15 protein-coding genes are annotated in these 14,330 nt (G+C 59.5%); 7 read left to right on the top strand and 8 right to left on the bottom strand.

The window, feature by feature from the left end; all coding sequences use genetic code 11:
- Nucleotides 1–198 (top strand): hypothetical protein (locus tag H2Z33_RS23355; RefSeq protein WP_205601601.1); only part of this gene is annotated, 198 nt, incomplete at its 5' end.
- Nucleotides 199–445: 247 nt separating this feature from the next.
- Complete coding sequence (locus H2Z33_RS02000; RefSeq protein ID WP_023296073.1) at nucleotides 446–1,114, top strand: epoxyqueuosine reductase QueH; 669 nt, start codon at nucleotides 446–448, stop codon at nucleotides 1,112–1,114.
- A gap of 135 nt (nucleotides 1,115–1,249) precedes the next feature.
- Here the strand turns inward: H2Z33_RS02000 and H2Z33_RS01995 are convergent, their stop codons facing one another.
- On the bottom strand, nucleotides 1,250–1,444 hold the full coding sequence (locus H2Z33_RS01995) for a hypothetical protein (protein ID WP_023315576.1): 195 nt from the start codon (nucleotides 1,442–1,444) through the stop codon (nucleotides 1,250–1,252).
- Between the two features lie 289 nt (nucleotides 1,445–1,733).
- Entirely contained in the window at nucleotides 1,734–2,615 is an 882-nt protein-coding gene (locus H2Z33_RS01990) for a LysR family transcriptional regulator (RefSeq protein ID WP_003858850.1), read from the bottom strand.
- A 105-nt stretch (nucleotides 2,616–2,720) separates the two neighbouring features.
- Between H2Z33_RS01990 and budA the strand changes: the two genes are divergently transcribed.
- The 4 genes from budA (at nucleotide 2,721) to H2Z33_RS01970 (ending at nucleotide 6,595) form a co-directional block, all read left to right on the top strand.
- Complete coding sequence (gene budA / locus H2Z33_RS01985; protein WP_026094386.1) at nucleotides 2,721–3,500, top strand: acetolactate decarboxylase; 780 nt, start codon at nucleotides 2,721–2,723, stop codon at nucleotides 3,498–3,500.
- A gap of 13 nt (nucleotides 3,501–3,513) precedes the next feature.
- Nucleotides 3,514–5,193, top strand: a complete 1,680-nt coding sequence (alsS, locus tag H2Z33_RS01980) for an acetolactate synthase AlsS (RefSeq protein ID WP_023296074.1) — start codon at nucleotides 3,514–3,516, stop codon at nucleotides 5,191–5,193.
- A 20-nt stretch (nucleotides 5,194–5,213) separates the two neighbouring features.
- A complete protein-coding gene (locus H2Z33_RS01975; protein ID WP_003858846.1) occupies nucleotides 5,214–5,984 on the top strand; it encodes a (S)-acetoin forming diacetyl reductase in 771 nt (256 codons plus the stop codon).
- Nucleotides 5,985–6,121: 137 nt separating this feature from the next.
- The gene (locus H2Z33_RS01970) at nucleotides 6,122–6,595 is read left to right on the top strand and encodes a cold-shock protein (protein ID WP_017382537.1); all 474 of its coding nucleotides are present in this window, start codon (nucleotides 6,122–6,124) and stop codon (nucleotides 6,593–6,595) included.
- Between the two features lie 69 nt (nucleotides 6,596–6,664).
- Here the strand turns inward: H2Z33_RS01970 and H2Z33_RS01965 are convergent, their stop codons facing one another.
- From H2Z33_RS01965 to H2Z33_RS01945, 5 genes are all read right to left on the bottom strand, one after another.
- Nucleotides 6,665–7,369 (bottom strand): ABC transporter ATP-binding protein, encoded by a 705-nt coding sequence (locus H2Z33_RS01965; protein ID WP_032670418.1) that lies wholly within the window; start codon nucleotides 7,367–7,369, stop codon nucleotides 6,665–6,667.
- Entirely contained in the window at nucleotides 7,356–8,192 is an 837-nt protein-coding gene (locus H2Z33_RS01960) for an ABC transporter ATP-binding protein (protein ID WP_063134772.1), read from the bottom strand. Before H2Z33_RS01960 ends, H2Z33_RS01965 begins: the two co-directional genes overlap by 14 nt.
- On the bottom strand, nucleotides 8,185–9,018 hold the full coding sequence (locus tag H2Z33_RS01955) for an ABC transporter permease (RefSeq protein WP_023296077.1): 834 nt from the start codon (nucleotides 9,016–9,018) through the stop codon (nucleotides 8,185–8,187). The genes H2Z33_RS01960 and H2Z33_RS01955 overlap by 8 nt, the downstream gene beginning before the upstream one ends.
- Nucleotides 9,018–10,031 carry an ABC transporter permease gene (locus tag H2Z33_RS01950; protein WP_032670417.1) on the bottom strand — a complete coding sequence of 338 codons (1,014 nt, stop codon included), beginning with the start codon at nucleotides 10,029–10,031 and terminating at the stop codon, nucleotides 9,018–9,020. The genes H2Z33_RS01955 and H2Z33_RS01950 overlap by 1 nt, the downstream gene beginning before the upstream one ends.
- 98 nt (nucleotides 10,032–10,129) lie before the next feature.
- Nucleotides 10,130–11,698, bottom strand: a complete 1,569-nt coding sequence (locus H2Z33_RS01945; RefSeq protein WP_058700513.1) for an ABC transporter substrate-binding protein — start codon at nucleotides 11,696–11,698, stop codon at nucleotides 10,130–10,132.
- Between the two features lie 200 nt (nucleotides 11,699–11,898).
- Between H2Z33_RS01945 and H2Z33_RS01940 the strand changes: the two genes are divergently transcribed.
- Entirely contained in the window at nucleotides 11,899–12,597 is a 699-nt protein-coding gene (locus H2Z33_RS01940; protein WP_032103078.1) for a GNAT family N-acetyltransferase, read from the top strand.
- Nucleotides 12,598–12,659: 62 nt separating this feature from the next.
- Here H2Z33_RS01940 and betA read toward each other — a convergent pair whose 3' ends face one another.
- Nucleotides 12,660–14,324: a choline dehydrogenase gene (gene betA / locus H2Z33_RS01935; RefSeq protein WP_023296081.1), complete on the bottom strand. Its 1,665-nt coding sequence runs from the start codon at nucleotides 14,322–14,324 to the stop codon at nucleotides 12,660–12,662.
- Between the last annotated feature and the right edge of the window lie 6 nt (nucleotides 14,325–14,330).

Here is a 14,330-nt window from a genome sequence, read left to right as displayed (position 1 = left end):
CAGGCACGGGATTGCGGTGCCCGTCAGCGATGTGGTGGTGCCGCTGCTGGCGGCGGGGAGCGAGGGGCCGGGGTGAGAGAGATAGTGGTATTAACGTCTGGGGAATTGGTCTGGGTGAAAACCTCGCATCAGTTCCCCACAAATGCGCTCACCGGCAAACCAAAACGCTTCGCCAGCGCGCATATGATCCAGCGTTAACGTGCCTGATCTATCTTGGCCTGAAATATTTGTTTAATTTGCGTAGCGTATTCAGGAATTGCTTGCTGAGAAGAAGTGCAGCGGAGATAGTTTTGCTAACCAGGTTATATAGAAACGTGTGAAAGATGCGTCCGCTATGTGTCAATAACAGGCATTGCGGGATATGTATGAGACTGGCCGCCATTCCCGATAGCACAGCTCTGATGCTACACTGTTTTCAGTCCTCATTACCTCATCAAATAAATTTATGACTACCGCTGATTTCAAACGCCCTAAACTAGAACTCCCAAACGGGGCTGATAAACTGCTGCTGCACTCCTGTTGCGCTCCGTGTTCTGGTGAGGTAATGGAGGCGATCCAGGCCTCAGGGATCGACTACACCATCTTCTTCTACAATCCGAACATTCATCCGCAGAAAGAGTATCTGATTCGTAAGGATGAGAATATTCGCTTTGCCGAACAGCACGGCGTACCGTTTATCGATGCGGATTACGATACAGATAACTGGTTTGAGCGCGCCAAAGGCATGGAATGGGAACCCGAGCGCGGCATTCGCTGCACCATGTGTTTTGACATGCGCTTTGAGCGGACTGCGCTTTACGCCGCTGAAAATGGCTTCAACGTGATTAGCAGCTCACTGGGCATCTCTCGCTGGAAAAATATGCAGCAAATCAACGACTGCGGTCAGCGAGCCGCCGCCCACTATCCGGGTATGGTCTATTGGGACTATAACTGGCGGAAACAGGGCGGTTCGTCGCGCATGATTGAAATCAGCAAGCGCGAACAGTTCTACCAGCAGGAATACTGCGGCTGCGTTTATTCACTGCGTGACAGCAACCTGCACCGCAAATCCCAGGGCCGTCCTCTCATTCAGATCGGTAAGCTTTACTACGGTAAAGAAGACGACCAGGCCTGATTTTATGTCACGCCCTCTGTGGCGTGACCGCCTTCCTGTGCATTCCTCTAACAAACCGTCATTCATCAAACAACGTTGTCCTTTGTGTAAGGCCGACTCAGTGAGCCGTTATATAAGGCTCCTTCACAAACTCCGCTAACAACCCAGCAGTTGCTTACAGAGCGTAGAAAATGTCACCGCATCGTCCATTTCCACCAGTACGCTCACGTACGCCGCACAGGTGCCAGCCAGTTCAAAGAGATCCGCAGAATCGGGAAGTTGCAGGTGAAGAAGGTGATGAACAGCGCTTTCTTCAGCGTGTACGTATGAAAATCCAGGGGTAGTCGCCATTTAGCATCCTCGTTGTCCAAAAAAATGTCACGTCATGCTAACGGGTTCCTACGCCCGGTTACGGATGTGCCGCAACGCAGGCACTTTACGACCGCGGAGAAGGGATGAAAAGGGATGCCCCTGAATTACATAAGGTTGCTTAAAAGTTTGCGAGGCGGCTTCCAAAGGGCATTGCCGGGTGGCGGCTGCGCCTTACCCGGCCTACAAAACCGCCAACAAGCCAACCAACCCGCGACACGAACCGTAGGCCCGCGCAAGCGCAGCGCCGCCGGGCACAGCCACACCGTAGCTACCCCTCGCTCATCATCGCCAGAAACCGCTTCACCGTCCGCGAACGCTCAAAACGCCGCCAGCAGAGCGCGATATCGGTATAAAGCTCCGGTGAGCGCAGCGCATGGTAGGTGACATTCGGCGGAGAAATAGCGGCCATGGATTTCGGCACCAGCGCGAACCCGCCGCCAGCGGAGACCATGCTCAGGGAAGAGGAAAGTTGTGAGGATTGCAGCGTGTGTTGCATATCGATCCCGGCCCGCTCGCAGCTGCCGTAAACGCGGTCATACAGCCCCGGTGCTACCTCCTGGGGGAACAGCACCACCGGCGTATCCCGCAGCTCATCCAGCGCCAGATCGCCACATGCCGCCAGGGGATGATCGCGATGCAGCGCCACCACCATCGGCTCCCGATCGAGGATTTTTAATTCGAACACCTTACTGCTTTCGCACGGCAGGCGCACAAAGGCGATATCCAGCTCACCCTCCGCCAGCATCGTCGTCAGCGACGACATATTGGCTTCCACCTGGTGAACCTGCACCGCCATGTTCTGTACCTGAAACTGACGTATCAGGGCGAAGATTTTGGGATGAAAAGCATCTGAACTGGTGATGCCAATCGACAGGCTGCCGTTCAGCCCGCGCGCGATGCCCCGGGCTTTCTCCAGCGCGGCATCGCTCAGCGCCAGGATCTTACAGGCGTCCTCATAGAAGGCCTCTCCCGCTTCGGTCAGCTCCACGCCCCGTGTCAGGCGCCTGAACAGCGGCGTGCCCACTTCCTCTTCGAGCCGTTTGATCTGCTGACTCAGAGGAGGCTGTGAAATACCCAGCGCTTTGGCCGCCCTGGTGAAGTGTCGCTCGCGTGCTACCGCGACAAAATAGCGCAGATAACGAAGTTCCATATCAAAAACGTCTCAAACCAGCATGGATTCTATATTGGAACTCTCTGCTGAATCGGGTCAACATTTATTTAACCTTTATAAATAAAGTTGAAGAGGACGGGCATGATGATGCATTCATCTGCATGCGACTGTGAGGCGAGTTTATGCGAGACCCTGCGTGGGTTCTCGGCTCAGCATCCTGACAGCGTGATCTATCAGACATCGCTAATGAGCGCCCTGCTAAGCGGCGTCTACGAAGGGGAGACGACCATCGCCGACCTGCTGGCACACGGTGATTTTGGTCTCGGTACCTTTAACGAGCTGGACGGTGAAATGATTGCCTTCAGCAGCCAGGTGTACCAGCTGCGCGCCGACGGCAGCGCCCGCGCCGCGAAGCCGGAGCAAAAAACGCCGTTCGCGGTGATGACCTGGTTCCAGCCGCAGTACCGCAAGGCCTTCGACGGGCCGGTCAGCCGTCAGCAGATCCACGACGTGATCGACAAGCAAATCCCCTCCGATAACCTGTTCTGCGCGCTGCGCATCGACGGCAATTTCCGCCACGCGCACACCCGCACCGTACCGCGCCAGACACCGCCGTACCGGGCGATGACCGACGTGCTGGATGACCAGCCGGTGTTCCGCTTTAACCAGCGCGAGGGCGTACTGGTCGGGTTCCGCACCCCGCAGCATATGCAGGGCATTAACGTGGCGGGCTATCACGAACACTTTATCACCGACGACCGTCAGGGCGGGGGCCACCTGCTCGACTATCAGCTGGAGAACGGCGTGCTCACCTTCGGCGAAATCCACAAGCTGATGATTGACCTGCCCGCCGACAGCGCGTTTTTACAGGCCAACCTGCACCCCAGCAACCTTGATGCGGCTATCCGCGCCGTCGAAAACTAACAGGAGAACTACCGTGAACAGTGAGAAACAGTCACGTCAGTGGGCGCACGGCGCCGATATGGTTGTCGGCCAGCTGGAAGCGCAGGGTGTGAAGCAGGTGTTCGGCATACCGGGCGCAAAAATCGACAAGGTCTTTGACTCCCTGCTGGACTCCTCCATCGAGATTATCCCGGTGCGTCACGAGGCGAACGCGGCGTTTATGGCGGCAGCGGTAGGGCGGCTAACCGGCAAGGCCGGGGTCGCGCTGGTCACCTCCGGGCCGGGCTGCTCCAACCTGATCACCGGCATCGCCACCGCCAACAGCGAAGGTGACCCGGTGGTGGCGCTGGGCGGGGCGGTGAAGCGGGCAGATAAAGCGAAACTGGTGCACCAGAGCATGGATACCGTCGCCATGTTCAGCCCGGTCACCAAATACGCCGTCGAAGTTAATTCACCGGACGCGATTGCCGAGGTGGTGTCGAACGCGTTTCGCGCTGCCGAGCAGGGCAGGCCGGGCGGGGCGTTTGTCAGCCTGCCGCAGGATATTGTCGACCAGCCCACCACGGGGGCGATTTTACCCGCCAGCACCGCGGCGCTGATGGGCCCGGCGCCGGAGTCAGCCATCAACGACGTGGCGAAGCTTATCGCGAAGGCCAAAAACCCGGTCATCTTACTCGGCCTGATGGCCAGCCAGCCCGCCAACAGCGCCGCGCTGCATAAGCTGCTGGAGAGAAGCCGTATTCCGGTCACCAGCACCTATCAGGCCGCCGGGGCGGTGAATCAGGAACACTTCACCCGCTTCGCCGGACGCGTCGGCCTCTTTAACAACCAGGCGGGCGACCGGCTGCTGCATCTGGCGGACCTGATTATCTGCATCGGCTACAGCCCGGTGGAGTACGAGCCGTCCATGTGGAACAGCGGCGACGCCACGCTGGTGCACATTGACGTGCTGCCCGCCTATGAGGAGCGCAAGTATGTTCCCGATCTGGAACTGGTCGGGGATATTGCCGCCACGCTGAATCTGCTTGCCAGTCGAATCGAGCACAAACTTGAACTCAGCCAGCGCGCCTCGGAAATTCTTGTCGATCGCCAGCATCAGCGGGACCTCCTCGACCGTCGCGGCGCATCGCTTAACCAGTTTGCTCTGCATCCGCTGCGCATCGTGCGCGCCATGCAGGACATCGTGAACAACGACGTGACGCTCACCGTCGACATGGGCAGCTTCCACATCTGGATCGCCCGCTACCTTTACAGCTTCCGGGCGCGTCAGGTGATGATCTCCAACGGTCAGCAGACCATGGGCGTGGCGCTGCCGTGGGCGATTGGCGCGTGGCTGGTCAACCCGGGGCGCAAGGTGGTCTCTGTCTCCGGGGACGGCGGCTTTTTGCAGTCGAGCATGGAGCTGGAAACCGCCGTACGCCTCAACGCCAATGTGCTGCACATCATCTGGGTGGATAACGCCTACAACATGGTGGCCATCCAGGAAGAGAAAAAATACCAGAGGCTTTCCGGCGTCGAGTTCGGCCCGGTCGATTTCAAAGTCTATGCCGACGCGTTCGGTGCGAAAGGCTTTGCCGTCGAGAGCGCGGATGCGCTCGAACCGACGCTGCGTGCGGCAATGGATGTCGATGGCCCGGCCGTGGTGGCCATTCCCGTCGACTACAGCGATAACCCGCTGCTGATGGGCCAGCTCCATCTCAGCCAGATTTTGTGAATCAATATAAGGACAGAGAAATGCAAAAAGTGGCCCTCGTAACCGGCTCCGGCCAGGGGATTGGCAAAGCGATCGCGCTTCGCCTGGTGAAGGATGGTTTTGCCGTTGCTATTGCGGATTACAACGAAGAGACGGCGAAAGCGGTCGCGGATGAGATCACCCGTAACGGCGGGAAGGCCGTCGCCGTGAAGGTGGACGTCTCTGACCGCGAGCAGGTGTTCGCGGCGGTGGAAAAAGCCCGCACCGCGCTGGGCGGTTTTAACGTCATCGTCAATAACGCCGGGGTGGCGCCGTCCACGCCCATCGAATCCATCACGCCGGAGATTGTCGACAAGGTTTACAACATCAACGTGAAAGGGGTGATCTGGGGCATTCAGGCCGCAATTGACGCGTTTCGTAAAGAGGGGCACGGCGGCAAGATCATCAACGCCTGCTCCCAGGCGGGCCACACCGGTAACCCGGAGCTGGCGGTCTACAGTTCCAGTAAATTCGCGGTGCGCGGCTTAACCCAGACCGCCGCGCGGGATCTCGCGCCGCTGGGGATCACCGTTAACGCCTACTGCCCGGGGATCGTCAAAACGCCGATGTGGGCGGAAATCGACCGTCAGGTCTCCGAGGCGGCGGGTAAACCGCTTGGCTACGGGACGGAAACCTTTGCCAAACGCATCACGCTTGGCCGTTTGTCCGAGCCGGAAGACGTGGCCGCCTGCGTCTCTTACCTCGCCGGGCCGGATTCCGACTACATGACCGGTCAGTCGCTGCTGATTGATGGTGGGATGGTGTTCAACTAAATACACAATACTAAAAAGCTCTGACATGAACTTTCCCCTGCTCCCGTGCAGGGGCTTTTTTTTGTCTCGTCAGCCATTGTGCATTACACTGCGCGCTGCAAAACTTTAGTCTTGAGATCTGACAGGCGGTAACAGCGATGAACGGTACAATCACAACGTGGTTTAAAGATAAAGGCTTTGGATTTATCAAAGATGAAAACGGCGACAACCGCTATTTTCATGTGATTAAGGTCGCCAACCCTGATCTGATTAAAAAAGATGCGGCGGTGACCTTCGAGCCAACCACCAACAGCAAAGGCCTTTCCGCGTATGCGGTGAAGGTGATCCCGGAGAGTAAGCATCTCTATATTGCGGGCGAGCGCGTGAAGCTCACCTCAATTAAATCCTTCGTGGTGTTCAGCGAGGAAGAGCCCGTTGAGACCAAAATCGACAAAGAGAATGCGGTGCTGTCGGTGGGGCTGCTGATGAACAGCATCAAACCAAAAACCGAGAAAAAGCCGGGCGAAATGCGCACGGTGAAGAAGCTGGCGATCACCACCTTCCAGAACACGACGATGATCTTCACTGAAGATGAGATCGACATTGATGCCACGGTGAAGCTGCTGAAATAACGTTTTGCCGGGTGGCGGCTACGCCTTACCCGGCCTACGAAATGCGTGCGGCACTCGCCGCCGCACGGTTTACCCCATCCTGTGCTCCCCCCGCAACATTGCTTCACGGTCAAATACCCGCTGGATCTCCCCGTGCGCCATAAATGCCGCCCGGTCGGACATATGCGCAATCACGTCCGCATCGTGGCTCACCAGCAGGTAGGTCATGCCGTGCTGCGCCTTCAGGCGGTTGAGCAGGTTCAGGATCTCCGCCTGTACCGACATATCCAGCGCCGAGGTCGGTTCATCCAGCAGCAGAAGCTGCGGGCGCAGCAGCAGCGCGCGGGCAATGGCCACGCGCTGACGCTGTCCGCCGGAAAGCTGATGCGGGTAACGCCTGCCGGCGTCGGCAGCCAGACCCACCTGTTGCAGCGCATCCGCCACCTTTTCGGCAACCTGGGTTTCGCCGTGGATGTTTAACGGCTCCGACAGGGTGCGGGCAATGGTGTGGTTCGGGTGCAAAGACGCCCACGGATCCTGGAACACCATCTGCACGTTACGTCGAAGCGCGCCTTCAAAACGTCGTCCTGGCCGTAAATTTTCCCCGAGGACGGAAATGTGGCCATGCCACTCGCGCAGCAGCCCCGCCAGCACGCGCAGAAGAGTCGATTTGCCGCAGCCGGATTCACCGATCAGGCTGAAGGTTTCGCCTTTTTCGATCGCAAAACTGGCGGCGGAAACCGCCGTTTTTTCACCAAAACTCACCCGGAGCTGGTTAACCTCAACGAGTGCCATTGTCGGCCTCCTTCCACGGTTGCGAACGGTCGAGCGTCGGCAGCATCTGGCCAAAGGTCCTGGCGTTCGGGCGGCAGGTCCAGAGCGTGCGCGTGTAGGGATGGGTTGCCTGCGGCAACTGGCTCGCCGCCATTTCATCAACTTTCTCACCCTGATACATCACCAGCACGCGGTCACAGTGTTCCGCGACGAGCGGCAAGTCGTGGCTGATTAACAGCATCGCCATCTGCCGCGCCTCGCACTGCTGTACCAGCAGCTCCAGGATCTGGTTGCGCAGGCGTGCGTCCAGCGCGGAAGTCGGTTCGTCGGCGATCAGCACCTGCGGGTTGTTGACGAGCGCAATGGCGATCATCACGCGCTGGCCCATGCCGCCGGAGAGTTCGCCGGGATAGCGCTGGAGCACGTGCTCGTTCAGCCCCACGGCGCGGATGATATCGTGAATGCGCGCCAGGCGTTCGGCGCGGGGCAGGCGCTGATGGAGGGTCAGCGCTTCATCAAGCTGGGCGGCGACGGTTTTCACCGGGTTTAGCGCGTAGCGCGGGTCCTGTAGAACCATCGCAATGCCGTTGCCGCGCAGCGCCTGCCAGCGGCGGCTGTTCAGGGTCAGCAGGTCGTTGCCAAGCACGTTAAGCCGCTTAGCGCTCACGATGCCGGGCTTGCGCACCAGCCCCATCAGGGCGCGGGCAGACATGGACTTGCCGGAGCCGGATTCTCCCACCAGCGCCAGCCGCTCGTTGCCTAACGTAAAGCTCAGGTTGTTGACCACGCGCGCGGCGGGGTAGTCGATATTTAGCGCATCGACGATGACGCGGTGTTCAGTCATGCTGTGGCTCCAGTACGTCGCGCAGGCCATCGCCCAGCAGGTTAAAGGCCAGGCTGGCAAACAGAATCGCCCCGCCTGGAATGGCGGCAATCCACCACTGGTCAAAAATGACCTGCATGCCGTCGGCTATCATCGCGCCCCATTCCGCCATCGGTGGACGTGCGCCCAGGCCAAGGAAGCCCAGCCCGGCGGCGGCCAGAATGATCCCGGCCAGATCCAGCGCCAGCCGCACAATCGCGGAGGGCAGGCACAGGGGCAGAATATGGCCGACCAGCAGGCGCGGGCCGCGAATGCCCATCATCTCCGCGGCGGCCAGATAATCGCTGTGGCGCAGACGCTGGATTTCACTGCGCGCCTGGCGCGCATAGGCAGGCCAGGTCGTTAAGGCCAGCGCCAGCGCGCCGTTCACCAGACCGGGGCCGAGCATCGCGACAAACGCGAAGGCGAGGATCAGGCGCGGCATCGACATCACCACGTCGGTAAAGCGCATCAGGATGCGCTCCATCCAGCCGCCGTAGTAGCCTGACAAAATCCCCACCAGCAGACCGGCGGGGAGGGTAATAACGGTGACTAAGGCCACCAGCCCCAGTGCCGGACGGGTGCCGTAGATTAATCGGGAGAGCAGATCCCGCCCATAGCTGTCGGTACCCAGCCAGTGCTGCGCGTTGGGCGGTTGCAGACGCGCGGCGGCGTCCTGCCAGTTGGGGTCATGCGGCGCAAGCCACGGTGCTAACAGGGCAATAAGCACCAGCAGCGCGATGGCGATCAGCCCGCAAAACGCGGCAGGGGAGCGGCGCAGGCGGCGTAAGAAGAGATAAAACGGCATTAGCGCACCCTGGGATCGGTCGCCCGCACAAGCAGGTCGGTAAGGTTATTGATCAGAACAAAGCAGACGCCAATCAGCAGCGTGCCGCCCATCACGGCGGTGGTGTCACCGGCGAACAGGGCCGTGGTGAGGTAGCGCCCGATGCCCGGCCATGAGAAGACGGTTTCGGTTAATACCGCGCCCTCCAGCATGCTGGTGTAGGCCAGGGCAATCACCGTCAGCAGGGTGCTGCGAATGTTCGGCAGCACGTGACGCAGCAGGATGGTCATCTCTCCGGCGCCTTTGGCGCGGGCGAGCAATATGTACTCTTTGTTCATCTCGCTCAGACAGGCGGAGCGCGTCAGGCGGGTGATACTTGCCAGCGAGTAGTAGGCCAGCAGCAGCACCGGCAGCACCAGGTGGCTGATGGCGTTGCGGAACGCCTCGCGGTCGCCGGAAAGCCAGGTATCAACCAGCGCAAATCCGGTTCGTGGCTCAACGGTGAATTGCCAGATGTCGTCCAGCCTGCCGGGGCCAGCGCTCCACTGTAGTTTCGCGTAGAACAGAGCCAGCATCAGCAGTCCGAGCCAGAATATTGGCACCGAATTGCCGAGCAGGGTGAGCGTTCTGATCGCTAAGTCCAGTGGCGAACCGACGTAGCGGGCGCACAGTACACCCGCAATCACGCCGAGTACCGTGCCGATAATTAGCGCCAGCGTTGCCAGTTCCAGCGTGGCGGGAAAGGCGTGCAGCAGGTCCTGCAATACCGGCTGACCGGTAGCGCTGGCGGTGCCTAAATCCCCGTTAGCGAGGTTTTGCAGGTAGTGCCAGAACTGCACCGGCAGGGGCCGATCCAGCCCAAGCTGGTGGCGAACCTGATCGTAAGTGGACTGGCTGGCGTGATCGCCGACGATCTGCAATACGCGATCGACCGGGGAAAAGGCAGAGAGCGCAAACGTGACCAGCAGTAGCCCGAACAGCGTGAGCAGGAGAGTCAGCAGACCCTGAAGCACGCGGGTGGAAAGATGTGGCATGGGAAATCTCTTTATGCCGGGTGGCGGCTTCGCCTTACCCGGCCTACAAAAACCAGGAACGTAGGCCGGGTAAGCGCAGCGCCACCCGGCAACAAGGGCTACTTCGTAACGCGATCGTACCAGACCATATCCGCGTTCAGCCCCTGCTGATACCCCTTCACGTTATCGCGCACCACGATCTGGGTTTTGCCCTGGTCAACGAACACATACGGCGAGTTATGCTGTAACTGTTCCTGCATCTTCTTATACAGATCCAGACGTTTTGCCGGATCCGGCTCGGCAACCGCCGCCAGCGTAGCGTTGTTCAGCTCCGGAATTTTCCAGCCGTTAAGCCCGGCCACGGTGCTGGATTTCCCGTCATTCCATGCGAAGGCGCTGGCGTTGGAGTGTGCATCGAAGTAGTCCGGGATCCACAGACGTATGGCCGCCTGATGCTGTTTCGCACGCACGCGGGCGTACACCTGGCTACCCGCCGCGGGCAGCAGATCCACCTTCACGCCGCCCTGAGCGAAGCTCGCCTGCATGGATTGCGCGATGGTGATGAACGGCGGTTTATTCTCTACGTCCAGCGTGAAATGCGCGTCTTTGATGCCCGCCCTGGCGAGGATCGCTTTTGCTTTTGCCGGGTCAAACGTGAACGGATTGTCCTCCAGCGCGCCCGGCAGGCCGACCGGCAGGAAGCTCTGATGAACAAAATACTGGCCTTTCAGCAGGTCCTTGGTGATGCCTTCATAATCCACCAGCCAGCGCGAGGCTTCCCAGAACGCTGGATTATTCAGCAGCGGGTTAGCGCTGTTGCCGGTGTTAAACACCAGATAGTTTTGCTCGGCAGAAGAGATGCTAAGCACCTTCACGCCCGGCTTGCCGCTGAGGGCGATTATCTGGTCTGCACCCAGATCGCGCGCCACGTCCGCATCACCCTGCTGGATCAGCAGGCGGCGGGAAGCGGGATCGGGGACGTTTTTAATGATGATGCTTTTAAGCTTCGGCGCGCCGCCGGGCGCGGATTCGTTGGCTTCCAGCACGATGGCCTGATGCGGCTGGTAAACGCGCATTTTGAACGCGCCGCTGCCCGCAGAGTGCATTTTTAACCACGCGTTGCCGAAGTCGTTATCCTTCACGTTCGCCGCAACCTGCTTTTCATCGACGATGGAGGCAATCGGCGTGGAGAGTATATTCAGCGCTACCGACGGGCTGACGTCCGCCGTCCAGCGAAGCGTGAGGGTATGGTCGTCCACTTTCTTCAGCTGGCTGGCGATGTTGCTGGCGTCCCAGCCCAGTACGTTGAGGATAAACGCCGGGGATTTGTTCAGCGTCACGGCGCGGGTATATGAGAAGATCACATCTTCCGGGCGCAGCGGGTTGCCGGAGGCAAATTTTGCATCGGGCTTAAGTTTGATGGTCAGGGTTTTTGCTGCCGCGTCCGCTTCCCAGCTTTCGGCCAGAACCGGGGTGATTTTTTCCGGGTTATCGCGGTCCGGCTGTACCAGACGCTGATACAAACTCGGTACGGTCTGGATGCTGGAAAGTTCGTTGGCTTCGGCCGGGTCAAGGCTCACGATATCATCCAGACCCTGGGCGACAACCAGCGTGTTGGGCGGGGTAGCGGCGTGAGCAGCGCTTGAGAGCGCAGCCAGCACCAGTAACGGCAGCAGTTTTTTATTCATAGCGATCCCTGAAGAAAATATATTGTGATTGTTTTATGCACCGTTACGGTAGGCTGGCTGAGGATTTCCTCAAAGTCGAAATTCTGCTTTGCTTATGCCCTCCGGGAATAACGCATTCGGTCTGGTTATGAATCACCTCTCTTTTCGTTCGCTTTTTAACCTGCTATAACAAACTCCTTACCTTTCAGGGAGTCACCGCCGTGCCCGAAATCAATCAACATGGTCAAACCGTTAATGATATTGTCCCGGACTGGAAATGCGCCCGCGCGTTAACCCGTACCCTGCTCACCGGGCAGTATTGCCGTCTGGAGCCGCTGGATGCTGACCGCCATTCGGCTGATTTGTTTGAAGCCTATGCGCTGGGTGACGACAGCGACTGGACGTGGCTTGCCAGCACCCAGCCTGTGAGCGTTGAGGCCACTGCGCACTGGGTGCTGGGAAAGGTGCTGGATGACGACCTGGTGCCCTTTGCCGTTATCGATCTGCGCACCGAAAAGGCGGTAGGGCTGGTCAGCTATATGGCGATAGAACGCTTTCAGGGCTCGGTTGAGATCGGCCACGTCACCTGGTCGCGCAGAATGAAGGGCACCCGCGTGGGTACCGAAGCGGTGTGGCTGCTGCTGAAAAATGCCTTTGAGCATCAATATCGCCGGCTGGAGTGGAAGTGCGATTCGATGAACATCGCCTCACGCAACGCGGCGGAGCGGCTGGGGTTTGTCTGGGAAGGGCGCCTGCGCCAGAAGCTGGTGCGTAAAGGACGCAACCGCGACAGCGATATGCTTTCGATTATTGACGGCGAATGGCCGCAGCGCGATGCAGAGCTGCGCGCCTGGCTGGCGGCGGAGAATTTTGACGGGGAAGGACGGCAGGTTAAGCGGCTTGAAGCATTTCGGCAATAATTTCCCCTCACCCTAACCCTCTCCCAGAGGGAGAGGGCCGGGGTGAGGGGAGAAGTTCGCACTCAGCGACGAACCGGCGCCCCATCCGCCACATAATACGCCGCCGTGCTCTTCGCCAGCGGCTCGCGCCCGCGAATGGCGTCGGCAATCTTTTCGCCAATCATGATGGTGGTGGCGTTCAGGTTGCCGGTGATAATCTGCGGCATAATCGACGCATCCACTACGCGTAACCCTTCCAGCCCGTGAACCCGGCCTTCGCCGTCAACCACCGCCATTTCGTCGTAGCCCATTTTGCAGGTGCCGCACGGGTGGAAGGCGGTTTCAGCGTGGTTGCGCACGAACTCGTCCAGCTGTTCGTCGGTCTGGCATTCGACGCCCGGGCTGATTTCACGACCGCGATACTTGTCCAGCGCAGGCTGGTGCATGATCTCGCGGGTGATGCGGATTGCGTCGCGGAACTCCTGCCAGTCCTGCTCGTGGGACATGTAGTTGAACAGGATCGCCGGATGCTGGTGCGGATCGCGCGACTTGATGCGCACGTGGCCGCGGCTCGGCGAGCGCATGGAGCCAACGTGGCACTGGAAGCCATGTTCTTTCACCGCGTTCGAGCCGTTGTAGTTAATCGCCACCGGCAGGAAGTGATACTGAATGTTTGGCCACTCGAACTCCTCGCGGCTGCGGATAAACCCGCCCGCTTCGAAGTGGTTGCTCGCGCCCACGCCTGTGCCGCCAAACAGCCACTCCGCGCCAATCTTCGGCTGGTTCCACCATTGCAGGGCAGGGTAGAGTGAGACCGGCTCCTTACATTCATACTGAAGGTACATCTCCAGGTGATCCTGCAAGTTTTCACCCACCCCGGGTAAATCATGTACCAGCGGGATATCAAACTGCTTCAGCAGTTCAGCGTTGCCCACGCCGGAGCGCTGGAGGATCTGCGGAGACGCGATGGCGCCCGCGCACAGCAGCACCTCTTTCTTCGCCGTCGCTTTTGACGGAATGGTGCTTTCGCCTTCCAGCCACTCGACGCCCACCGCGCGCTTGCCGTCAAAGATAATGTGATCGGTCATGGCGTGGGTGCGGATGGTCAGATTCGGGCGCGGTTTGGCCTGGTCCAGATAGCCGCGCGCGGTGCTGGCGCGTCGGCCCTGCGGCGTGACCGTACGGTCCATCGGGCCAAAGCCTTCCTGCTGATAGCCGTTAAGGTCGTCGGTGCGCGGGTAGCCCGCCTGCACGCCCGCCTCTACCATCGCTTCAAACAGCGGGTTCACGCCCGGCTTAGAGGTGGTGACGCTCACCGGACCGTCGCCGCCGTGGTAGTCGTTCGGCCCCACGTCGCGGGTCTCTGCCTTGCGGTAGTAGGGCAGGCAGTTGAGGTAGCTCCAGTGCTCCAGACCCGATTGTTTCGCCCAGTTGTCCAGATCCATCGCGTTACCGCGCACGTAGCACATGCCGTTGATCAGCGACGAGCCGCCCAGCCCTTTTCCCCGTCCGCATTCCATGCGGCGATTGTTCATGAAAGGCTCAGGCTCGGTTTCATACGCCCAGTTGTAGCGCTTGCCCTGCAACGGGAAGGCCAGCGCGGCAGGCATCTGGGTGCGGAAGTCAAAGCGGTAGTCCGGCCCGCCCGCCTCAAGCAGCAGGACGGTGGTGTTCGGATCTTCAGTCAGTCGTGTTGCCAGTACGTTGCCGGCAGAGCCGGCTCCGATAATGATGTAGTCAAATTGCAAATAAAC

It is taken from the genome of Enterobacter sp. YSU, from assembly GCF_016082135.1.
GTDB lineage: Bacteria > Pseudomonadota > Gammaproteobacteria > Enterobacterales > Enterobacteriaceae > Enterobacter > Enterobacter hormaechei_C.
The sequence above is the reverse complement of the archived record's forward strand: the minus strand, read 5'-3'. Positions and strand labels throughout refer to the sequence as shown.

Coding starts and splice junctions, on each gene's coding strand:
- H2Z33_RS02000 (WP_023296073.1), top strand. CDS start 446: ATGACTACCGCTGATTTCAAACGCCCTAAACTAGAACTCCCAAACGGG.
- H2Z33_RS01995 (WP_023315576.1), bottom strand. CDS start 1,444: ATGGCGACTACCCCTGGATTTTCATACGTACACGCTGAAGAAAGCGCT.
- H2Z33_RS01990 (WP_003858850.1), bottom strand. CDS start 2,615: ATGGAACTTCGTTATCTGCGCTATTTTGTCGCGGTAGCACGCGAGCGA.
- budA (WP_026094386.1), top strand. CDS start 2,721: ATGATGCATTCATCTGCATGCGACTGTGAGGCGAGTTTATGCGAGACC.
- H2Z33_RS01975 (WP_003858846.1), top strand. CDS start 5,214: ATGCAAAAAGTGGCCCTCGTAACCGGCTCCGGCCAGGGGATTGGCAAA.
- H2Z33_RS01970 (WP_017382537.1), top strand. CDS start 6,122: ATGAACGGTACAATCACAACGTGGTTTAAAGATAAAGGCTTTGGATTT.
- H2Z33_RS01965 (WP_032670418.1), bottom strand. CDS start 7,369: ATGGCACTCGTTGAGGTTAACCAGCTCCGGGTGAGTTTTGGTGAAAAA.
- H2Z33_RS01960 (WP_063134772.1), bottom strand. CDS start 8,192: ATGACTGAACACCGCGTCATCGTCGATGCGCTAAATATCGACTACCCC.
- H2Z33_RS01955 (WP_023296077.1), bottom strand. CDS start 9,018: ATGCCGTTTTATCTCTTCTTACGCCGCCTGCGCCGCTCCCCTGCCGCG.
- H2Z33_RS01950 (WP_032670417.1), bottom strand. CDS start 10,031: ATGCCACATCTTTCCACCCGCGTGCTTCAGGGTCTGCTGACTCTCCTG.
- H2Z33_RS01945 (WP_058700513.1), bottom strand. CDS start 11,698: ATGAATAAAAAACTGCTGCCGTTACTGGTGCTGGCTGCGCTCTCAAGC.